Annotated in this window: 16 protein-coding genes; 7 read left to right on the top strand and 9 right to left on the bottom strand. The window is 66.1% G+C overall.

The window, feature by feature from the left end; all coding sequences use genetic code 11:
* Positions 1-55: 55 nt before the first annotated feature.
* Both KAY22_RS05250 and KAY22_RS05245 read right to left on the bottom strand, forming a co-directional pair.
* On the bottom strand, positions 56-2530 hold the full coding sequence (locus tag KAY22_RS05250; RefSeq protein ID WP_296620820.1) for a PBP1A family penicillin-binding protein: 2475 nt from the start codon (positions 2528-2530) through the stop codon (positions 56-58).
* Positions 2531-2601: 71 nt separating this feature from the next.
* Entirely contained in the window at positions 2602-3834 is a 1233-nt protein-coding gene (locus KAY22_RS05245) for an N-acetylmuramoyl-L-alanine amidase (protein WP_296620817.1), read from the bottom strand.
* A gap of 478 nt (positions 3835-4312) precedes the next feature.
* Here KAY22_RS05245 and KAY22_RS05240 point away from each other — a divergent pair, with 478 nt between their 5' ends.
* The 4 genes from KAY22_RS05240 to KAY22_RS05225 all read left to right on the top strand — a co-directional run bounded on the left by KAY22_RS05240 (position 4313) and on the right by KAY22_RS05225 (position 9557).
* Entirely contained in the window at positions 4313-7060 is a 2748-nt protein-coding gene (locus tag KAY22_RS05240) for a ribonuclease E/G (protein ID WP_296620814.1), read from the top strand.
* A gap of 83 nt (positions 7061-7143) precedes the next feature.
* Positions 7144-8517 carry a M48 family metalloprotease gene (locus KAY22_RS05235; protein WP_296620811.1) on the top strand — a complete coding sequence of 458 codons (1374 nt, stop codon included), beginning with the start codon at positions 7144-7146 and terminating at the stop codon, positions 8515-8517.
* Positions 8518-8531: 14 nt separating this feature from the next.
* A complete protein-coding gene (locus KAY22_RS05230) occupies positions 8532-9272 on the top strand; it encodes a DsbA family protein (protein ID WP_296620808.1) in 741 nt (246 codons plus the stop codon).
* Positions 9273-9386: 114 nt separating this feature from the next.
* Positions 9387-9557: a CsbD family protein gene (locus KAY22_RS05225; protein WP_366514065.1), complete on the top strand. Its 171-nt coding sequence runs from the start codon at positions 9387-9389 to the stop codon at positions 9555-9557.
* A 57-nt stretch (positions 9558-9614) separates the two neighbouring features.
* On the opposite strand, the gene KAY22_RS05220 is transcribed toward KAY22_RS05225, so the two are convergent.
* Genes KAY22_RS05220 through KAY22_RS05210 form a run of 3 tightly spaced genes read right to left on the bottom strand, consistent with a single transcriptional unit; the run spans position 9615 to position 13106 of the window.
* Positions 9615-10049, bottom strand: coding sequence for a DUF4112 domain-containing protein (locus KAY22_RS05220; protein ID WP_296620802.1), 435 nt, complete (start codon positions 10047-10049; stop codon positions 9615-9617).
* A gap of 34 nt (positions 10050-10083) precedes the next feature.
* A complete protein-coding gene (locus KAY22_RS05215) occupies positions 10084-11577 on the bottom strand; it encodes an ABC transporter substrate-binding protein (RefSeq protein ID WP_296620800.1) in 1494 nt (497 codons plus the stop codon).
* Positions 11574-13106, bottom strand: a complete 1533-nt coding sequence (locus KAY22_RS05210) for a peptide ABC transporter substrate-binding protein (protein WP_296620798.1) — start codon at positions 13104-13106, stop codon at positions 11574-11576. Before KAY22_RS05210 ends, KAY22_RS05215 begins: the two co-directional genes overlap by 4 nt.
* A 103-nt stretch (positions 13107-13209) precedes the next feature.
* On the opposite strand from KAY22_RS05210, the gene KAY22_RS05205 reads away from it, so the two are divergent.
* Both KAY22_RS05205 and KAY22_RS05200 read left to right on the top strand, forming a co-directional pair.
* A complete protein-coding gene (locus KAY22_RS05205; protein WP_296620796.1) occupies positions 13210-14943 on the top strand; it encodes a DUF885 family protein in 1734 nt (577 codons plus the stop codon).
* Between the two features lie 19 nt (positions 14944-14962).
* A complete protein-coding gene (locus KAY22_RS05200) occupies positions 14963-15889 on the top strand; it encodes a DUF481 domain-containing protein (RefSeq protein WP_296620795.1) in 927 nt (308 codons plus the stop codon).
* Positions 15890-15895: 6 nt separating this feature from the next.
* Here KAY22_RS05200 and KAY22_RS05195 read toward each other — a convergent pair whose 3' ends face one another.
* Positions 15896-16249: a DUF952 domain-containing protein gene (locus KAY22_RS05195; protein WP_296620793.1), complete on the bottom strand. Its 354-nt coding sequence runs from the start codon at positions 16247-16249 to the stop codon at positions 15896-15898.
* 107 nt (positions 16250-16356) lie between these two features.
* Here KAY22_RS05195 and KAY22_RS05190 point away from each other — a divergent pair, with 107 nt between their 5' ends.
* A complete protein-coding gene (locus KAY22_RS05190; protein WP_296620790.1) occupies positions 16357-17313 on the top strand; it encodes a carbon-nitrogen hydrolase family protein in 957 nt (318 codons plus the stop codon).
* Positions 17314-17326: 13 nt separating this feature from the next.
* On the opposite strand, the gene KAY22_RS05185 is transcribed toward KAY22_RS05190, so the two are convergent.
* From KAY22_RS05185 to KAY22_RS05175, 3 genes are all read right to left on the bottom strand, one after another.
* Complete coding sequence (locus tag KAY22_RS05185) at positions 17327-18544, bottom strand: MFS transporter (RefSeq protein ID WP_296620788.1); 1218 nt, start codon at positions 18542-18544, stop codon at positions 17327-17329.
* Positions 18545-18603: 59 nt separating this feature from the next.
* Positions 18604-20829, bottom strand: a complete 2226-nt coding sequence (locus KAY22_RS05180) for a TonB-dependent receptor (RefSeq protein ID WP_296620786.1) — start codon at positions 20827-20829, stop codon at positions 18604-18606.
* A 14-nt stretch (positions 20830-20843) separates the two neighbouring features.
* The coding region (locus tag KAY22_RS05175; protein WP_296620782.1) for an alpha/beta hydrolase at positions 20844-21080 on the bottom strand (237 nt) is incomplete at its 5' end.

Below are 21080 nucleotides of genomic sequence, written 5' to 3'. Positions count from 1 at the left end.
GAAACGGAGCGGGAGTCGATTCTCCCGATGGCGGCGATCCGCCGGACGAACGGCCCTAGTAGATGCCGTCCTGACTTTGCAAGAACTCGCTGTCGGTCGTCGCACGCGCCGGCTGCTGACGCGCGCGGCTCGCGATCTCATCGCGGCGGATCGTGCGGCGCGGTTCGCTTTCCGGCTTGAACGCTTCCCAGATGACCGAGCTGTAATAGCTGCCATCGGGCCAGGCGCCGAAAATGCGGCGGCCGGTCTTGCGGTCGATCCGGATCATGCGGATGCCGGGGGGCGCCTGGAAGGGTACGACCGGCATGCCTGCCATCGCTTTGCCGGCGAAGCTGCGGAAGATCGGCGCGGCGATCGTCCCGCCCTGGGCATAGCTGCCCATCGAGCGCGGCGTGTCGTAGCCGAGGTAGAGTCCTCCGACCATATCGGCCGAGCCGCCGACGAACCAGACATTGGTCGGGCCCGACGAGGTGCCGGTCTTGCCGAACATCGGCCGGCCCAGGTCGCGCAGCACCGTTGCGGTTCCGCGCTCGACGACGCCCTCCATGATGTGGAGCATCTGATAGGCGGTCATCGGGTCGATCAGCTGCTTGGCGCGCAGCGCCGGGCGGGGCATCGGGTGGCCGTCATAGCGGGGCAGATTGCAGCCCTCGCAGGCACGTTTGTCGGCGCGCCAGATGATCTTGCCGTTGCGATCCTGGACATAGTCGATCAGCGTCGGGCTGAGCGCGCGGCCCTGGTTCGCGAACATCGAATAGGCGTTGACCATCTTGAGGACGGTCGTTTCCCCGGCGCCGAGGGCATAAGCGAGATAGGGCGGATAGTCGCCGACGCCCATCGCCTTGGCCGTCTTGACCACCTTGTCCATGCCGATCTGGCTGGCGGTGCGCACGGTCATCAGGTTGCGCGACTGTTCGACGCCCCAGCGCATCGTCTGCTCGCCGGCATTCTGGCCCGAGAAATTGCGGAAGCATTTCTGCCCGAGGCGGGCCGACTGATAGACGCAGAAGGGCCCGTCGATGATGATCGAGGCCGGGGTCATGCCATTGTCCAGTGCAGCGGCATAGACGAACGGCTTGAAGGTGGAACCCGGCTGCCGCATCGCCTGGGTCGCGCGATTGAACGAGGAACCGCGAGAGTCGAAGCCGCCCTGCATCGCCAATATCTGGCCCGTGTGCGGGTTCTGGATCACCATCCCGCCCGAGATCGAAGGAATGCTGCGCAGGGTCCAGGCGCTGCTTTCCTGGCGCACCACGATTACGTCGCCGACCTTGAGGAAGTCGAACGCCCGGCCGCCGACCCCCGCGCGCGGCATCGTGGCGCCCGAGCTGGGCAAGATGCCCTTCGTCCCGTCCTCGAAGCCGATCTCTGCCTGTGCGCCCTGTTTGGACAGAACAACGGCTGGCCGCCAATTGGCGTAGCCCGCGCCGACATTGGCGTTCGAAAGCGCCCGCTGCCAGTCGCCGTCGATGTCGATCTTTGCGATCCGCCCGCGCCAGCCCTGCGCCGCTTCGAACCGGACCAGTCCGTCGCGCAGCGCATTCTCGGCCGCGTCCTGCACCTTGGCATCGTAGGAGGTGCGCACCCACAAACCGCCCGAATAGATGCCGTTGGGACTGTCGCCCGCATCTTCGCCATAACGCTCGATCAGCGTTCGGCGGACCTCCTCCATGAAATAGCCGGTGACGCCGGCCTTCGGCGCGTAACGGGGAACGATGCCGAGCGGTGCGGCCGAGGCCTCCGCCCGCTGCTGCGCCGTGATGAAGCCATTGGTCTCCATCTGCCGCAGCACGTAATTGCGCCGGTCGAGCGCACGGTCGGCATGGCGTTCGACCGTGTAATTGGAAGGCGCCTTGGGCAGGATGGCGAGATAGGCGACCTCGGGCAGCGTCAGGTCGCCGACATCCTTGCGGAAATAGGCGCGGCTCGCCGACTGCACACCATATGCGTTCCGGCCGAGGAATATCTGGTTGAGATAGAGTTCCAGAATCTGCTGTTTCGACAGCGCCGCCTCGATCCGGAAGGCGAGGATCGCCTCGCGCACCTTGCGCGCGATCGAATAGTCGTCCCCGACGATCAGATTCTTGGCGACCTGCTGGGTAATGGTCGAACCGCCCCGCGCGCGGCGCCCGCTGCCCAGCTTCGACGTATAGTCCCAGACGGCGCCAGCCAGGCCGCCGAAATCGATGCCGGGGTGGCTGAAGAAGGTCTTGTCCTCGGCCGAGATGAACGCATCGACGAGGATCGGCGGAAATTCCTGGTAGGAAAGTTGCACGCGCCGTTCGCGCGCGAAGTCCGCGATCGGTTCGCCGTCATAGCCACGCACGTTGGTGGGCAGGGGCGGCTGATAGGCCAGCAGCGCGTCTGCCGAGGGCAGGCCGCGCGCGAAGAAGAACCAGATCAGCAGCCAAGCGAGCGCCGCCGACCACAGGACATAGCCGGACCAGCGCCAGCTGCGATAGCCACGCAGGTGGCGGACCTGATCGCGCCATCCGGGGAAAGGATTGTGAAGGGCAGGAAGCTTCGGCACTGGCGCGCTCTAGCAGGTTTGCAGGGCTTTGGAAGCGCGCCACATGGCGGCCTGGAAGGGAGAGTGGGGCGTCATTCGCCGGTCAGCCGCTTGGCGAAATGGATCTCCACCGCCTTACGGACGCCGATCGCGATATTTCGACGATATTGCGGCGACAGCAGCAGCGCGAGATCGCCATCGTTCGAGATATAGCCGGTCTCGAGCAGCACCGATGGGACGTCGGGCGCCTTCAATACGATAAGGCCTGCGAAGCGGTGTGCCTCGTCCTTGAAATGGACGGTGGAGGACATTTCCCGCTGCAGCAGCGTCGCGAATTGCGACGAGATGTTCATCGTCTCACGCTGGGCCAAGTCGAGCAGGATCGACGACACCTCGTTATTCTCGCCGCCCAGGTCGACGCCGTTGAGGATATCGGCGCGGTTTTCCTTCGCTGCCAGCTGGGCCGCCACGCGGTCCGACGCCACCTCCGACAGGGTGTAGATGCTGGCGCCGCGCGCGGCAGCGTTGACCGCGCTGTCGGCATGGACCGAGATGAACAGGTCGGCCTTCAGCCGCCGTGCGATCTCGCGTCGCTCGCCGAGCACCAGGAAGCGGTCGTCGCTGCGCGTCAGGGCGACGCGGACCCGGCCCGAGGAAACGAGCTCGTCGCGGATCGCGCGAGCAATGCCGAGCGCAACGTCCTTTTCCTTGTGGCGGCCGTCCGCCGATTGCGAGCCCGGATCATGTCCGCCATGGCCGGCATCGATCACCACCAGCGGCCTCTTCGTTCCGCGTGCTCCGGACACGGCAGGGACCGGCAGAGGCTTGGGCGGGTCGAGCGGGACCGTGATGCCGCCGCTCTGTGCGCCACGCGACGAAATCGGGCGATCATCGAGCCCGAACAACTGGCGGCCCTTGCGGACGGCGCGGGCGAAAAGGCTTTCGCTGACGGGTTTCAGCGTCAGTGTCAGCGCGCGGTGATCGTCCGAAAAGGTTGCGTCACCGACCACGGCGGCCTTGGTCAACTCGAACACGACCCGCGCCGTGTTCGGGTCATATTGGCCGTGGCGGGTCGCTGCGATCAGCCCGCCGGAGGCGGAGACGCGCCCCATGCGTGCGCCCGGCAGGTCCACCGCGATTCGCTGCGGACCGGTCAAGACGAAGGCGGACGCGGTCGCCACCGGCGCGTCGAAGCGCAGCGTCAGGCTGGTCTCGGCGATGTCGATCGCGGTGACCGTGGATGCCGCATGCGCTGCTCCCGAAAACAGGAGCAGAAGTGCGGTCAGGGCGATGATGAGACGCTGGCTGATGACAAATCCTGGCAAAATGGTCCCGCGCACGACGTTTGGGCCCGAACAGGCCGACAGCTTCACAACGGCAGCAATAGTTTAACCAAAGCGAGGCCATGCTTGTCCAGTCATGCTGATGCCTTGCCGAGAACGTCGCCGGATGCTAGCAGTTTTCGTCCGGACGTCGGCCGATCCTCGCATATCGTTGGGATCTCCTTGCCGAACCGGCCTTTCCGCTGCCTTTCGGCGGCGGCGTAACAGGTTGACGATCGTATGAGTCATTATTCGCCCCGTTCCGAAGACCGCCGGCCCTTCGCCGGCGTTCGGAACGGAGCCTGGCTTCCGGCGCATCGCGCCGGAGATGACTTTGCGACGGCTGCACATTTCCAGTTTTCACCTTCGGCGGAATTTCCGGTGACGATGCGGCTCGCCGCGTCGGCCCCCGTTTCGCCCCCTGCACATCGCGCGAGCGGCCACCGTTTCTGGACAGGCCGCCGCGTTCGGAGAGCTTTTGATGACAACCCGCATGCTTATCGACGCTCGCCACCGGGAAGAGACCCGCGTGGCGGTCGTACAAGGGAACCGTATTGAGGAATTCGACTTCGAGTCGGCCGAGCGCAAGCAGCTCAAGGGGAATATCTATCTTGCCAAGGTGACGCGCGTCGAGCCGTCGCTGCAGGCCGCCTTCGTCGATTATGGCGGCAACCGCCATGGCTTCCTGGCCTTCTCGGAAATCCACCCCGACTATTACCAGATCCCGAAGGAGGACCGCGAGGCTCTCCTGCGCGAGGAAGCCGAGCACGCAGCCGAGGAAGAAGCGCTGCGCGCACGTGAATCCGAAGATGGCGACGATGCCGACGAAGACGCCGATCATGAAGATGACGCCGCCCATGCAGAAGGCGGCGAAGGCGACGATGAAGATGCCCCGCGTCCCCGTCGTGAATCGGTCGGCGGCGGATCGGATGATGGCGCCGTGGAGAATCTCCGCCAGCGCCGCATGAACCTGCGCCGCCGCTACAAGATCCAGGACGTCATCCGGCGGCGCCAGGTCCTTCTGGTTCAGGTCGTCAAGGAAGAGCGCGGCAACAAGGGCGCGGCCCTGACCACCTATTTGTCGCTCGCCGGCCGCTATTGCGTGCTGATGCCCAACACCAGCCATGGCGGCGGGATCAGCCGCAAGATTTCGAACGCGGCCGACCGCAAGCGGCTCAAGTCGATCATGGCCGAACTGGCGTTGCCGCGCACGATGGGCTGCATCGTCCGCACCGCCGGCCTCCAGCGCACCAAGACCGAGATCAAGCGCGACTTCGACTATCTTGCCCGCCTGTGGGACGAGATTCGAGAGAACACGCTCGGTTCGCAGGCGCCGGCGCTGATCTATGGCGACAGCGACCTGATCAAGCGCGCGATCCGCGACATTTACAACCGCGACATCGACGAGGTGATCGTCGAGGGCGAGGAGGGCTATCGTCAGGCAAGGGCCTTCATGAAGCTGCTGATGCCCAGCCATGCCAAGAAGGTCGGGCTCTATGCGGACGCGGTTCCGCTGTTCCAGCGCTTCGGCGTCGAAGACCAGCTTGCGGCCATGTACCAGCCGGTCGTCCAGCTGAAGTCGGGCGGCTATCTGGTCATCAATCCGACCGAGGCGCTGGTGTCGATCGACGTCAACTCCGGCCGCTCCACCCGCGAACATAATATCGAGCAGACGGCGACGGCCACCAACCTCGAAGCCGCGCACGAGATCGCCCGCCAGCTCCGCTTGCGCGACATGGCCGGGCTGGTCGTCATCGACTTCATCGACATGGAGAACGGATCGAACATCCGCAAGGTCGAGAAGGCGATGAAGGAGGCGCTCAAGAACGACCGGGCCCGCATCCAGGTCGGTCGCATCTCCAGCTTCGGCCTGTTTGAGATGAGCCGCCAGCGCCTGCGCACGGGCGTGCTCGAAGCATCCACCCGTCAGTGCCCGCATTGCGAGGGCACCGGCCTGATCCGTACCGCCTCTTCGGCCGGCCTGTCGGCGCTGCGCATGCTCGAGGATGAGGCCGCCCGCGGCCGCGGCTCGCGCCTGCTGCTCCGTGCCAGCCAGGAAGCCGCCTTCTATGTGCTCAACCGCAAGCGCGCCGAACTGGCGGAGATCGAAGAGCGTTACGGCGTCATCATCGAAATCCTGTCCGACGGCACGCTCGAGGGTGCGCGGATGAGCGTGGAAGCCGGCGGCCCGCCGCCGAGCCATGCGCCGCGTCTGCCCGCGCCGTTGCCGATCGAAGCGGATGACGACATCGACGAGGAAGAGGACGACGTCGAAGTCGAGGAAGAGGAAGCCGAAGCTGAGGGCGAAGGCCAGGATGAAGGCGAGCGTGGCGAGGGCGGACGCCGCCGTCGCCGTCGTCGTCGTCGTCGTGGCGGTCGCGGTCGCGATCAGGACGGACAGTCGAACGGCGCTCGCGAGGGCGAGGAAGGCGAGACTTCCGACGCAGCCGATGCCGATGGGGTCGATGCCGAAGAGCCTGGTGCCAATGCTGCCGAAGACAGTGCTGATGAAGAGGCGGGCGAGCCGCGCCGTCGCCGTCGCGGTCGCCGGTCCGGTCGACGTCGGGGTGGCGACGAAGCCGCAGCCTCGACCGAGGGCGAGGCTTCCGTCGACAGCGCGCCTGCGCCGGAAGGTCAGGATGGCGTCGCGGTCGAAGCCGCCGCTGCCGAGGCTCCTGTCGTCGAAACCGTCGAGGGCCCGGCCGAAGAGGCCAAGCCGAAGGCCCGTCGCCGGCCGCGTGCCCGCAAGGCCGATACCGCGCCGCAGGCTGCGGACGCCGTAGCTGCCGAGCCGGTGGCAGAGGCGCCGGCTGAGGCTGCGGCCGATGCTGCCGTGGAGCCTGCTCCCGAAGCGACCGAAGCTGCGCCTAAGCCGCGCCGTGGTGGCCGCCGTAAGAAGGCCGATGCCGAAGCACCAGCAGCAGAAGAGGCGTCCGCCGAAGTCGCTGCAGAGCCTGCCGCCGCGCCGGCCGAGGCCGAGGCGAAGCCCGCGCCCAAGCGTCGCAGCCGTGCCAAGGCCAAGAGCACCCCGGCGAACGCCGAACTGACCGCCGAAGCGGTGGTCGAGGCGCCCGCTGAGGATGTCGTTCCCGCCGCGCCTGCAACCGAGACCGCGCAGCAGGCACCGGTCCAGCAGGAGCAGGGTGAAACTGCTCCGGCTGCCGAGGTCGAGGATGAACCGGCGTCGCCGCCGCGTCGCGGCTGGTGGCAGCGGACATTCGGCGCCTGATCGTGCGGGGCGGACTTCCGACGCGGAGTCCGCCCCCCACGCTTCACGCCGGGTTAAGGCCCGTGCCCGGAGAGATGTCAGGCATGAAGCATCGGCAAGGATCGCTGTTCGGCCTATTGCGGAGCCTGATGGTCGCGGCGCTCGCGCTTTCGCTGACGGCTCAGCCAGTCGCCGCCCAATCGATCCTGCGCGATGCCGAAACCGAGGCCTATCTCAAGGACATCGCAGCACCGATCGTCGCCGCTGCGGGGCTGCAGCCCAATAATGTCGACATCGTCCTGATCGGCGACAAGGAAATCAACGCCTTCGTTGCCGGCGGGCAGGCGGTGTATATCCACAGCGGCCTGATCGAGCGGGCCGACAACACCAACGAGATTCAGGGCGTCATCGCCCACGAACTGGGCCACATCACCGGCGGGCACATCATCCGCAATGGAGAGGGTGCGAAGGGCGCCACCGGCATTTCCATCCTGTCGTTGCTGATCGGTGCGGCTGCTGCAGCGGCAGGTGCGGGCGAAGCGGGCATGGGCGTGATGATGGCAGGCCAGCAGGCCGCCATGGGAAAATATCTCGCCTTCAACCGCGTGCAGGAGGCCAGCGCCGATGCAGCCGGCGTGGGCTTTCTCGAAAAGGCGAACATCTCGGGCAAGGGCATGCTCAGCTTCTTCCTGAAGCTGAAGCAGGAGGAATATCGCTACGCCTCGACCTATGCCCAGGTCGATCCTTTCATGCAGACCCACCCGCTGTCGGGCGACCGCGAGGCCACGCTGAAGGCCGACGTGCTGAAGTCGCCGGCCTATGAGAAGCGGACCGACCCCGCGCTGGAGGCACGCTTCCTGCGGATCAAGGCGAAGCTGATCGGTTATATGGACGATCCGACCTCCGCACTGCGCAAATATCCCGAGAGCGACCAGAGCATGGCGGCGCATTATGCGCGGGCCTATGCCTGGCACCGTGGCGCCTATCCCGACAAGGCGCTGCAGGAAGTCGACAAGCTGGTCGCCATGGCGCCCGACGACCCTTATTTCCGCGAACTGCAGGGGCAAATCCTGCTTGAATCCGGCCAGCCGAAGGAGGCGGTAGCGCCGCTCCGGATGGCGGTACAGGGCTCACGCGCCTCACCGCTGATCGCTTCGCTGCTGGGCCATGCGCTGCTCGCAACCGAGGATCGCGCCAATCTCGACGAGGCGCGCGACGTGCTGAAGGTCGCCGTCGCGCGCGATCGCGACAATCCTTTTGCCTGGTACACGCTCGGCATGGCCTATGCACGATTGGGCGACGAACCGCGCGCCCAACTGGCCACTGCGGAGCGCTATGCGCTGACCGGCCAGATGGGGCTCGCGGTCGCCAGTGCTGAGGCCGCGATGTCGCGGTTGCCGCGCGGCACGTCGGACTATATCCGGGCCGAAGACATCGCCCTTGCGGCACGCGCATCGGCGCGTGACCGCAAGCGCTGAACTTCGGGACCGTCATGCAGAACAACAGCCGCATCGCCATATCGATCGTGACCGGCGGGGTCATCGCCATCGGCGCGGCGTCGCTCTGGTATGCGCAGTCCGGTGCGTCGCCGCGTATTTCGCGCAAGGCCGATGTCGAGGCGATCGTGCGTGATTATATTCTCGAACATCCTGAGATCATTCCGCAGGCGATCGAGCGTTATCGCGAAAAGCAAAGCGAGGGCGCCTATGCGGCGAACAAGGCCGCGCTGGAGACGCCTTTCGCCTCGGCCTGGGCCGGAAACGAGAAGGGCGACGTCACCCTGGTGATGTTCACCGACTATGCCTGCGGCTATTGCCGGACCAGCGTTCCCGACGTGAACCGCCTGCTTGCCGACGATCCCAAGCTCAAGGTCGTCTGGCGCGAGATCCCTATCCTCGGTCCGGGCAGCGAAATCGCGGCGAAGGCCAGTCTGGCGGCCGCACGGCAGGGCGCGTTCCGAGAGTTTCACGAAAAGATGTTCGCCGCCGGGCGGCCCGATGGCGCCAAGGTGTCGGCGGTGCTGCGGTCGATGAAGCTCGATCTCGCGAAAGTCCAGACGGATATCGAGAGCGAAGCGGTGAGCGCCGAACTGCGCAACAATCTCACCTTGGCCGGGCGGATCGACGGGTCGCTTGCGACCCCGACCTTCGTCGTCAACGGCCAGATGCTCAAGGGCGCGGTGGGCTATGATGCGTTGAAACAGGCTATTGCAGCCGCTCGCACGAAGGCCTGAAACAGGTTTCTGCCCGCGGATTTTGCATCGCCTTGGAGCCCGAGCCCGGTTGGGACGTTCTACCTGGGACCGCCGAAATGGTTCGCGGTCTGGTGGAGAGTTGCGATGGGTGTGATGAGCGACAAGATCAAGGGCCACACCAACGAGCTGGTCGGCAAGGCGAAGCGCGCCGTCGGCGAGGCGCTCGACCGGCCCGATATCGTTGCCGAAGGCGATGCGCAGGAAGCCAAGGGCGACCTGCAGAAGGCCAAGGGCGACGTGAAGGGCGCGATCAACCGCGTCTGAAGCGGGGGCGGCCCTGCGGGGCCGCCTTCCTCTTTACGAAATCTGGCAGCGCTGGAATCAGCGGTTCACGACACCATCGATGGTCACATGAGCGGGGTGGTGCTTTTCCAGGTGCCGCTTGATCATCTTGAGATTGCGGCTGTTCGACCGGAAGAAGAAATCGGGGATAGCGCCGACAAACGGAATGGCGCCGAGCAGCAGATCGAGGCCTACATTGCCGAACATCCGCGTCATCTGCCATTTCGACATACCCAGATTACGCGCCTCCCAGGCGAGCCAGCTGCCCATCACGGCGGCGATTGCGGGACCCACCACCGGAATCAGATCCAGCATCACGTCGAGCCCCACCGGCCGGTTGAGACCGGGCACCACGAACATACGCTCGAGCAATCCCTCCATTGCTTCGATCCGGCGACGGACCGAAGCGGGGTCGGAGCCCATGCCGGGCACCCGCTTCTGCAGTTCTTCGAATGTGGCGGAGGTGGTCCGCATCCTGTCTCTTCCCGCTGTCATGCCGTCACAGCGCTCATCGACGCTGCTGGTTCCCCATAAGCGGCGCAAGCGGGTGAATGGCCCGTGAATTGGTCTGAAAGCCATTCAACCCCTGCGCCGCGAGCGACCATCGTACCGGCTGAGCAAGCGGAATGAATGGGCCCAGTGCGGTCAGCCGCTGCTCCGCCTCCGCCACGAAGCGCGCCCGCACGGCGGGGTCGGTGGCGCGACGGGCTTCCTCGAGCGCGGTGTCGGCTTCCTCGCTGCAGGGGCGACCCCGCGCGCAGCGGAAATGGGCGAGATACCAGTCCGCCTGATCGACCGGGGCGACCTCATCGATCAGCCTTAGATCGGCGGGTTGGCCGGGGCCTGCGCGTACCAGTTCGACGCCGATGGCGCGCCATTGCCTGATAAGTTCGGCGAGGAGAAGGTTCGCGCCGGAGCCCTCGGGCAGGTCGACGGAGAGCCGCAACGGGCCCGTCACCTCCGCGCGCTTCTGCCAGTTGGCCACGATCTGACGGGCGGTCGCCACCCGCGCGGCGAGTGCCCGCTGATCCGCGCCGCGCACGTCGGCAAAGGCCTGCGCCCAGAAGGGGCGGCTCGGCTGCGCCACGTCGGTCAAGCCCGGCGGGAGGATATCGAGCGACGGCCGCCACCCCGCGATGCCCAGCGCGGTGCCGATCGCATCGCGGTCGAGCGACATCGACAGGGATTGCCGGATTTCCGCCGCCATCATCGGCGGCGATGCACGCCCTACGCGAAAACCGAACAGACCATTTGCCGGATCGAGCTGGAGGTCGCGGGGAGCGATCTTGGCAATGGACGGCAGCATGATGTTCACGAAGGTCCCGCCTGTGACCAGCGTCGCGCCGCCATCGGCATAGCGTGCGACGGCAAGCGCGGCGCGCTCGCCGCGCAGGCGGATCCGGCGGGGATCGGGGGCATCAGCCTCCTCACCGTCGCGCTCGAGGCGAGCGGCATCTTCTGCGGGACGGAGCATTACCATCCGGCCGGGTTTGCCGACCATCAGCAGCGGACCGGTCCCGCCCTTCTTGGTCAGCGCGAAATCCGGGCCGGCGAGCAGCGCGAGAAGGTCGGGACGGGGCACGGACAGGCGGATCTCGATCACCTCGGGGGTGACCGCGACGATCTCGCTCACCGCATCCGATATGGCGGAAGCGTCGGTTTCGTCGAGACGACGGAACTGGCGGCGCAGCTGCGCGGCTACGCGGTCGGCGTCGATGATCTCGTCGGCGATGCGAAAGGTATAATAGAGTCCATCGTCCGAGATAGCCCAGCGCTGGGCGATGCCGGGCACGACCTGCCCGGCAGCATCCAGGCTGACCAGTCCCTGCGAAACCGCCCCGGCAAGCGCGATATCGGGTAGCCGCTCGATACCGTTGGCCGGATCGCGAAGGCGCGCGGGCGGGCCGATCACGCTGACGTCGATCTTCTCGTCCTGGGTACTGCGGTCGCAGCCTGTCACAACGAGCGCGAGCGCGATGAGGGTGTGGAGCCGGCGCTTCATTTCAGGCCCAGGGTGCGCGAGGGATGAACATTAGGCGCATTGTCGTGCCATCCCGCGACGCGCGGGGCAACCAGCGTACGGCTGACATAATGATAGAGCGGCAGGATCGGCGCATCGGCGATCAATATGGCTTCGGCCTTTCGCATCGCGATGGCGCGTTTCGAGGCATCCGCTATTGCCATCGCCTGGTCGAGGGCGCGATCAAAGGCCGGATTGGCGTAGCCCGAATAGTTGACCGCGCCAGCGTCCGAGCGGTGGACGGCGAGGTAATTTTCCGGTGCGGCGATGTCTCCTATCCAGCCGGAACGCGCTAAGGCGAAGTCGCGACGGCGCAGCCCTGCGAAATGCAGTGACGCTTCGCTGTTCAGCAGGTGCGCGGTGACCCCCAGCGGACGCCACATCGCCGCCATCGCGACGGCGACGCGGCGATGATCGACGTCGCTGTTGAACCGGATGTCGAACATGAGCGGGCGTCGCGGTCCATAGCCGGCTTGCGCGAGCAGGCGTCGCGCTTCGGCCATGCGGCGGTCCGCGCTCCACGCCGCGTCGGCGGGATGCAGCGCCCCGACTGGCCCGGCGACGGCGGGTGGGACAATGCCCCAGGCGGGCTGCGTACCGAGCCCGATCAACTGCCGCGCGATCCAGCGCCGGTCGACTGCGAGCGAAAGAGCGCGGCGCACCCGCACATCGTCAAATGGGGGGCGGGTCGTGTTGAAGACGAAATAATAGCTTCCATTATAGGGAGCGATACGCGCGGTTCCGGGTCGCCGTTCCTCGATCCAGCGCAGGCGCGTCTGCGGAAACTCGTTCGTGGTGTCGGCTTCGCCCGCTGCAAAACTGCGCAGCGCGGTCAGCCGATCGGTCACCGGGCGCCATTCGACCGAGGCGATCGGGGCCCGCCCCGAATGCCAATAGGGATTGCGCTCGAGCCGCAGCCGCTCGTTGAGCCGCCATTCGACCAGACGATAGGCGCCAGATGTTACGAGGGGCCGGTCGGCCGTCCAGTCTTCGCCCCTCGCCGCGATCCTGTGCAGTGGCAGCGCCGCCACCGCCGGCAGCGCCATGAGCTCGGGCAGCGATGGCAGGGGGCCTTTGAGACGGACATGGACGCGCCTCGGTCCATCCGCATCGATATTCTCCACCGCGTCGAACAGCGCCGCACCCGGCGAGGCGACAGCCGGGTCGCGCAACCGCGCGAAGCTGCCTGCCAGCACGGCGGCGTCGATCGGCGTCCCGTCGGAGAAGCGCAGGCCGGGCCGCAGGTCGAATATCCAGTCGAGCCCGTCGGCCGAGACGGACCAGCTTTTTGCAAGGCCCGCTTCGGCCCGGCCCCGACCGTCGATGCGGGCGAGGCCCTCGAACTGGTCGGTGGCGACCCGCAGCGTCGCCAGATCGGTACTCTTCTGCGGGTCGAGGCTTTTCACCTCGTCGTCGGCCAGCCGAACGATGCGCTCGGCCGGCGGAGCAGACCGATCGCCCTGGCCGCAGGCTGCCAGCAAAAGCAGGAGGAGGGGCGAGAACCAGCGCATCTCCGTTCGATGTGGACCGATCCGGCCCACCGGCTCAACCCTTCTTTGCAAAAGCGGCCGATCACCGCCAGGATGGCACGCTCGGCAACAGGGGAGATGATGGATGAGATTGCTGCTGGGCTGTGCTTTGCTGCTGGCGACCCCGGTCCACGCCAATCCTGCAGACGATCGCTTCGACGCGTTGAGCAGCAAGGAATGGGCCTGGCGGCAGAAGAGCTTCCAGAGCGCGGAATCGAACAAGGGCGGCATTCCCAGCCATCTTCCCGACGAAAGCCCGGCGACGCAGCGTGAGCGGCTGGTGACCTGGACCGATACGCTCAGTGCGCTCGACGCGATCGATCCCGCGACGTTGTCCCCCGCCAAACAGGAAGATTATGGCGTCTATCGCGTCCAGGTGCAGACGCTGCTCGACACCCAGCGCTTCCGCGATTTCGAAAAGCCGCTGAATTCCGACAGCAGCTTCTGGGCCGATCTCGGCTATGTCGCGCGGCAACCGATCCGGACCGAGGCGGATGCGAAGGCCATGCTGTCGCTGATGCGCGACATCCCCCGCTATTTCGACCAGAACAGCGAGAATATGCGCGCGGGGCTCAAGCGCAGCTTCACCCCGCCCCGGATAACCATGGCTGGCCGCGACCAGTCGATCGCGCTGATCGCAGAGGCGAAGTCACCGCGCGACACTGTGTGGTTCACGCCGTTCAGGACCTTGCCGGCGTCGATCCCGCAGGCGCGGCAGGATGCGCTGCGTGCCGAGGCCGAGACGGTGATCAAGACCGCGATCATTCCGGCCTATGCGAAGCTGCTGACCTTCATGCGCAAGGATTATCTGCCGAAGCTGCGCGAGGGGCTGGCGGCCGAGGCCTGGCCCGACGGCAAGGCCTATTATCGCGCGCAGATCCGCGCTTATGCCACGGTGGACCTGAGCCCCGAGGACATCCACGCCATCGGCCTGGCCGAAGTCGCGAAGATCCGGGCGCAGATGCTCGACATCATGAAGGAGGTGAAGTTCGACGGCGATCTGCCGGCATTCCTGCGTTTCCTGCGCACCGACCCGCAATTCTATGTGAAGACGCCGCAGGCGCTGCTCGATCGGGCGGCGTGGATATCCAAGCAGTTCGACGGCAAGGCGGCGATGTGGTTCGGGCGCATGCCGCGCGGGCGCTTCGGTATCGTGCCCGTGCCCGACGACATCGCACCCTTCTACACGGCCGGGCGCGGCGGGCAGGATCGCTATCTGCTCAACACCTATGACCTGCCGTCGCGGCCGCTGTTCCAGCTGACGGCGCTGACCCTCCACGAGTCCGCGCCGGGCCATAGCTGGCAGACATCGATGGCGGCCGAGAATGAGGAGCGGCCGGAATGGCGGCGCTACACCTATATCTCGGCCTATGGCGAAGGCTGGGCGCTCTATTGCGAGCGGCTGGGGATCGAGATGGGGATGTACGAGACGCCCTATGACCGCTTCGGCATGCTCAGCTATCAGATGTGGCGGGCGGCGCGGCTCGTGATCGACACCGGCATCCATTCCAAGGGGTGGACGCGCGAGCAGTCGATCGCCTTCCTGCGCGACAACAGCGCGCTCAGCGAGCATGAGATCACGACCGAAGTCGATCGCTACATCGGCTGGCCGGGACAGGCTTTGTCCTATTATCTGGGGATGCTCCAGATCGAGAAGGAGCGCGCGCGAGCCGAGGCTGCACTCGGCGCGAAGTTTGACATCCGCGCGTTTCACGACATGCTGTTGTCGCTGGGGTCGGTCCCCTTGCCGGTGATCACCGCGCGCACCGATCGCTTCATCGCCGAAGGCGGCAAGGGACCTTGGCCGCTGCCCAATTGATCGGGCATCGGCCAGGACCATGAGAGTATCTGCAGCGCTGGCCTGTGGCACGGCCCTGATTGCGTCCGTCGGCCCAGCCATTGCGGCGCCCTTGCCCGATCCGGTCCGCGCGATGATCGAGACGGCTATCGCCTCTGACGAACCCGCAACGATCGCGGCCGTCGTGTCGGTTGCCAAGAAGGCCAATCCCGGTAGCGTCGAGGAGATCGATGCGATGGTCGCCGATCATGATCGCGCCCTGGCAGAGGCGACCGCACGCAAGGCGCAGGAGCAGCGAGATCGGCTCGCCAGTGCGGGTCTGCTTGAGCTATGGACCGGGCAGGTCGAGCTCGGCGGCAGCTGGTCGACGGGCAATACGCGCACCCTGGGGCTTTATGGCGGGACCAAGCTCAAGCGGTCGGGCCTCGACTGGCAGCATGACCTGACCGCGCGGATCGATTATCAGGAGACCGACAAGGTCGCGACGACCGAGCGGGCGGTAGTCGCCTGGCAGCCGCGCTACAAGATCAGCCGCTCCTATTACGCGTTCGGCCTCACCCAATATGAGCATGACCGCTTTCTCGGCTATCGTCACCGTCTTACCGCCGGTGCGGGCCTTGGCGTGGTGCTGTCGGATAGCACGCGGTTCCGGTTGGAGGTCGACGTGGGTCCTGCCTTCCGCTTCACCAGCTTTTATGGTCCGGAGGGGGATGAGAAGCGGCTGGCCGGGCGTGGCGGGCTCAATATGCGCTGGACCCCGATCCCGCGCCTGACGCTGGCGCAGGAAGTGGCGCTCTATGTCGAAAAGGACAACAGCACCGCAACCTCGACCACCTCGATCGAGACACTGTTGTTCGGTCCGCTCAAGGGACGACTGTCCTATAATGTCCAATATGAGCGCGACGCCCCCGAGGGGCAGAAGCGCACCGACACGGTGTCGCGCGCCTCGCTCGTCTATGCCTTCTGAGCCGCGTCAGTCTTCGATCGAATAGGGTCCGTCGCCGGTCGCCAGGATCGCCTCGCGCTCGGCTTCCCGCGATGCGGCGACCTCATCGAGGCTGAGCGGGCGATAGAGATGGGGGAAGAGCGCGCCGCCGCGCGACGGCTCCCAGCGCAGGTCCGCGCCCACATCCTCCTCGCGGACGGCGAGGATCGCGACACGCGGTGCGTCGGCGAAATGCTTGGCGAGCGTTTCCTTGGTCTGCGACGCGGTCGAGAAGTGGATATAGCCGTCCTGAAGGTCGACGGGGCTGCCGTCGAACCGGCCCGATGCCTGGAACGCGGTCCATTCCTCGGGGCGCAAAATCTTGAAGATCATCTGGCTCATGCGCGCACCCTCGCTGTCTTTCGCACCTGCGCGATAGCCCGTCGACGACGGGCTTGTACATCGCGGATCGTCCGATAGTCTGCGGCCTTCATCGGTCGGAGGGCAATATGGCGGAAGGTTTCAAGATTGCGGCGGCGCATCTCGCGCCCTGTTTCATGGATCCCATGGCCTCGGCCCGCAAGGCGGCGGAGTGGATCGCCAAGGCCGGTGCCGAAGGCGTGCGCCTGCTCGTCTTCCCGGAAGTGTTCCTCCCGGGCTTTCCCTATTGGATCAACCTCTATCCCCCGCTGATTCAAGCGCCGATGAACCGCCGCTATCAGGACGCTTCGGTCGAGATCGGCGGGCCAGAGATCGCGATCGTCCGCGAGGCCGCCGCAGCGGCCGGCGTCGCCGTCGTGATGGGCGCCAGCGAACGGGCGACCGGGGGGCGGACCTGCTACAACAGTGCGATCTTCATCGAATCCGACGGACGCCTGCTTGGCGTCCATCGCAAGCTCAAGCCCACCTATGCCGAACGCTATATCTGGGGTGAGGGTGACGGCTCGACCCTGTCGGTGTTCGACAGCTCGGTCGGCCGGCTCGGCGGGCTCGCCTGCTGGGAGCATACGATGAACCTCGCCCGGCAGGCGCTGATCGAGGATGGCGAGCAGATCCATGCCGCGCTGTGGCCCTCCCTGTCGACGATGGCCGGTTTCGACGCGGTCGCGAACATCCAGATCGAGGCGATGATGCGCAACCATGCGATTACCGGGCAGACCTTCGTCGTCTGCGCATCGAGCCCGGTCGATGGCCAGGTGCTCGACTTTCTCGAGAAGGAGATGGGGCCGCAGCAACTGCTGGTCGCCGGCGGTGGCTGGAGCGCGGTGATCCACCCCTTCGCGGCGACGCTGGCCGGGCCGGTGTCAGGCGAGGGCGACCAGTTGCTGATCGCCGACGTCGACCTCGGCGCGATCGCCGACACCAAATTGTGGGTCGACAGCATCGGCCATTATTCCCGGCCCGACGTCCTGCGCCTCTCGATCGACCGGTCGAGCCGGTCCGGTCCGATCGAGCAGGGCGCCTAGCGGGAGCCGGATTTCAGTCCTCTTCTTCGTGCCAGTCGCGCGGAAGGCGGAGCGCCGCGAGCAGCAGGAAAAGGGTTGCTGCCACATAGAAGGCGGTACCCGACAGGATCGCATAGCGCAGCGCCTCGTCGCCGAAGCGCGCCTTGAGCAGGTCGGAGATCCAGCCGATCGCCGGAGTGCCGACGCCGATCCCGATCAGATTGTTGACGAACAGGAAGATCGCCGAGGTGGTCGAGCGCATGTCGCGCGGCACCACCGCCTGCACGGCCGCCACGACCGGTCCTAGCCACACCAGTCCCAGCGCGGTCGGAACGAACAGGAAGGCCAGAGCGACGGTCAGCGACGTTGCGGAAATGCCCATCGCATAGAAGGGTATGGTGGCGATGAAGGCGAAGGCCGGGACCAGCGCATAATAGGCCTTCGACCGGTCGGCGAGACCGTCCGACAGCGCGCCGCCCAACCAGATGCCGGCGAGCCCGGCCGTCAGCAGGATCGCGCCATAGCCGAGCGAAGCATCGAGCAGGCTGAGCCCGAAGCTGCGGACCAGAAAGCTCGGCAGCCAGAAGAACAGGCCATAGCCCATCATCGACGAACAGGCCGCGCCGATGCTGAGCAGCCAGAAGGACGGTTTGCGGAACAGCAGGCGAAGGACTGTGCCGAGCGTTACGTGCGCGGTGCCGGCCGGGCGGTCGCCGCGCGGGTCGCGGACGATCCGGCGGAACAGCGGGGCGAGCAACAGCCCGGCGAAGCCGACGATGAAGAAAGCCGAGCGCCAGTCGATCAGCGTGGCGATGACCCCGCCGAAGACGATGCCCGACGCGCTGCCGATCGGAATACCGAACGAATAGAGCGCCAGCGCCCGGGCGCGCTTCTCCGGCGGGAACAGGTCGCCGATCAGCGTATAGGCCGGGGCGACGCCGCCCGCCTCGCCGACACCGACGCCGAGGCGCGAGACGAATAGCTGCCAGAAATTCTGGGTGAGGCCGCACAGCGCGGTCATCAGGCTCCACACCGCGAGCGCCGCAGTCATGATCCGCGACCGGTCGTAACGGTCGGCCATCATCGCGATGGGGATGCCGAGACCCGTGTAGAACAGCGCGAAGGCGAGGCCGCCCATCAGGCCGAGCTGCGCATCGCTGAGCCCCAGGTCCGCCTTGATCGGCACCGCAAGGATGCCGATGATCTGCCGGTCGATGAAGTTGAGTGTGTAGGCGAGCAGCAGCATCGCCATGACGAGAGCGGGCGAGGCGACTTTCGCCGCCCCGCCACCCCCGGGGAAAGATGTCCCGATCAGAACCGCACCTCGCCGGTGATGGTGAAGGTCCGCGGCGGGCCGTAGAAGCCGATCACCGAATTGCCGAGCAGCGCGCCCGGGAAATTGTAGCCGCCAATCCGATACTTGCGGTCGAACAGGTTGCGGCCATGGCCCGAGATAGAGAATTGCTTGTCGGGCGAGGTCCAGACGATCGACAGGTCGACCAGCTCATAGGCCTTCTGGTCGAGCACCGGGTTGGGCACCTCGAACAGCGAATAGGCGCTGCGGAAGGACAAAGCCGGGGTGATGGTGAAGCGGCCCACCCCGTCGACATCCTTGCCCAGCGTCGCGGAGACGTTAGCCGTATATTTCGGCGTGTTCTGGAAGACGCGCTGGTCGGCGAAGTCCTTGACCGTCAGCGTCACGGGATCGAGCGTCAGGAACTGCTGGAATTTGGCGTTGGTGTAGCCGATCGACGCGTTGACCTGGAAATCGCGGTCGGGAACGGCGCGCAGTTCGAGTTCCCAGCCGTAGATGCGCGACTTGCCGACATTGTCGACCGAGGAGACGACCGTGGTGCCCGACAGGAACTGTGTCGTCACCTGCTGATCGCGGTAGCGCGAATAGAAGCCGGCGGCGTTCACGAACAGCGTGCGGTCGAGGAAGGCGCCCTTCATGCCGGCCTCATAGGCGGTGACGGTTTCGGGCTTGTAGCCGTTGACCGTGCCCGGCGTGAAGATGGCATCGCCGCGCGGATCGAAACCGCCCGACTTGTAGCCGCGCGACCAGGATGCGTAGAGGTTCACATCCTCGACCGGCTTGTAGCTGAGCGACAGGCGCGGGGTGAACTTCTTGTCGGTGCGCTCATTGGTATAGTCGGTGCGGATGCGGAAGGGGACCGCCGTCGGCCGGCCGAACAGCGGCGAGCGGATACCCAGATAATCGGCCCGGAAGACGGTGCCCTCGCGCTTGTCGCTGGTATAGCGGCCGCCGACCGAGACCGAGAAACGGTCGGTGACGTCGACCGAGAAGTCGGCGAAGGCCGCATAGGATTTGGTCGAGACCTTGCCCGAGGTCAGCGTCGTCAGATTGGCGTTGCCGATGACGGTGTCGAACGCCCCCGAGGCCGAATTGTCGAGATAGAACAGGCCGACGACGCCCTGCACGCGATCGGTCTGGATCAGCGCCTGGACTTCCTGGGTGAACTGGTTGTCTTTGTAGAAGGAGGGGATGTCGAGCACCGGACCGGGCGTGCCGTCGAAGTCGATGACGGTGTCGGTGTGACCCTTGCGATAGGCGCTGATCGACTTGAGCGTCACCGCGTCGCTCAGCTCATATTCGATCGTGCCCGAAATGCCCTTGGTGACGACGCGGTTGTCGTCGCCGACCCCGGCTCGGGTGTCATAGACGTCGCCGATCGGCTGGAAATCGGGCAGCGCGCCGTTCGGCAGCAGGCGATAGCCGTGGCGCGGATTGGAATCGTCGCGCGTATAGTCGGCGGCAACGCGGATCGACAGGCGTTCGGTGCCGGTCCATTCGGCCGAGACGCGGCCCGCGATCACGTCCTTGTCATACTGGTCGGCACCGGTGAAGAGGTTCTTGCCGAAGCCATCGCGCTTGTAATAGGCAAAGGCGCCGCCGACCGAGAAACCCTCGGTGATCGGCAGCGTGACCGAAGCGACGATGTCGCGCTGGTCATAGCTGCCATAGGAGCCCCGGATCTTCGCTTCGAACTGATCGCCCAGGCGGCGGGTGACATATTTGATCGCGCCGCCGATCGTGTTGCGGCCATAGAGCGTTCCCTGCGGACCGCGCAGCACCTCGACCCGGTCGATATCGAAGATGTCGAGCACCGCGCCTTGCGGGCGGGCGACATAGACATCGTCGACATAGAGGCCGACGCCGGGCTCGAAGCCCCACACCGGATCCTGCTGGCCGATGCCGCGGATGAAGGCGATCAGCGTGCTGTTCGAGCCGCGCGCGACCTGCAGCGTCATGTTCGGCGCCTTGTCCTGCAGCGCGGTGATGTCGACCGCGCCGGTGCGGGTGAGCGCGTCGCCGCTGATCGCGGTGACCGAAATCGGCACGTCGATCAGGCTTTCCTCGCGACGGCGCGCGGTGACGACGATCTCGCCATTGCCCTCGTTCGCGTCTGCCGCCGGAGCGGCGTCGGTCTGCGCGAGCGCGGCCGACGGTAGCGCGATCCCGCCGAGCATCGTGGCGGCGGAGAGGAGTGCGAGCATCCTGGTCCTGGTGATCATGATAGTCTCCCTGGTCATTTGTTGTTGTTCAAGAACATGCGGACATCGGCGATGCTGGCGGCGCTGGCTTCTTCCTGGGGAGCGTGGCCGACATCGTCGTAGATGATGAGTTTCGAGCCCGGGATCGCCGTTGCGAGCTGGTCGGCCTGGGCGACCGGGACCACCTTGTCGGCGCGCCCCCAGAGGATCAGCGTCGGGGCCTTGATGGTCGCGAGGGCGGGCCTGGGGTCGGGCAGGGTGAACTGCTCGAG

This window comes from Rhizorhabdus sp. (genome assembly GCF_018006725.1).
Lineage (GTDB): Bacteria > Pseudomonadota > Alphaproteobacteria > Sphingomonadales > Sphingomonadaceae > Rhizorhabdus.
Note: the sequence above shows the minus strand (reverse complement) of the source record. Positions and strands in the feature narration are given on the sequence as shown.

What these genes read in the sequence shown, in the direction of transcription:
- KAY22_RS05215 (WP_296620800.1), bottom strand. Translation starts at nt 11,577, where the DNA reads ATGAAGCGCCGGCTCCACACCCTCATCGCGCTCGCGCTCGTTGTGACA.
- KAY22_RS05190 (WP_296620790.1), top strand. Translation starts at nt 16,357, where the DNA reads ATGGCGGAAGGTTTCAAGATTGCGGCGGCGCATCTCGCGCCCTGTTTC.
- KAY22_RS05205 (WP_296620796.1), top strand. Translation starts at nt 13,210, where the DNA reads ATGAGATTGCTGCTGGGCTGTGCTTTGCTGCTGGCGACCCCGGTCCAC.
- KAY22_RS05195 (WP_296620793.1), bottom strand. Translation starts at nt 16,249, where the DNA reads ATGAGCCAGATGATCTTCAAGATTTTGCGCCCCGAGGAATGGACCGCG.
- KAY22_RS05210 (WP_296620798.1), bottom strand. Translation starts at nt 13,106, where the DNA reads ATGCGCTGGTTCTCGCCCCTCCTCCTGCTTTTGCTGGCAGCCTGCGGC.
- KAY22_RS05180 (WP_296620786.1), bottom strand. Translation starts at nt 20,829, where the DNA reads ATGATCACCAGGACCAGGATGCTCGCACTCCTCTCCGCCGCCACGATG.
- KAY22_RS05220 (WP_296620802.1), bottom strand. Translation starts at nt 10,049, where the DNA reads ATGCGGACCACCTCCGCCACATTCGAAGAACTGCAGAAGCGGGTGCCC.
- KAY22_RS05185 (WP_296620788.1), bottom strand. Translation starts at nt 18,544, where the DNA reads ATGGCGATGCTGCTGCTCGCCTACACACTCAACTTCATCGACCGGCAG.
- KAY22_RS05235 (WP_296620811.1), top strand. Translation starts at nt 7,144, where the DNA reads ATGAAGCATCGGCAAGGATCGCTGTTCGGCCTATTGCGGAGCCTGATG.
- KAY22_RS05230 (WP_296620808.1), top strand. Translation starts at nt 8,532, where the DNA reads ATGCAGAACAACAGCCGCATCGCCATATCGATCGTGACCGGCGGGGTC.
- KAY22_RS05200 (WP_296620795.1), top strand. Translation starts at nt 14,963, where the DNA reads ATGAGAGTATCTGCAGCGCTGGCCTGTGGCACGGCCCTGATTGCGTCC.
- KAY22_RS05225 (WP_366514065.1), top strand. Translation starts at nt 9,387, where the DNA reads ATGAGCGACAAGATCAAGGGCCACACCAACGAGCTGGTCGGCAAGGCG.
- KAY22_RS05240 (WP_296620814.1), top strand. Translation starts at nt 4,313, where the DNA reads ATGACAACCCGCATGCTTATCGACGCTCGCCACCGGGAAGAGACCCGC.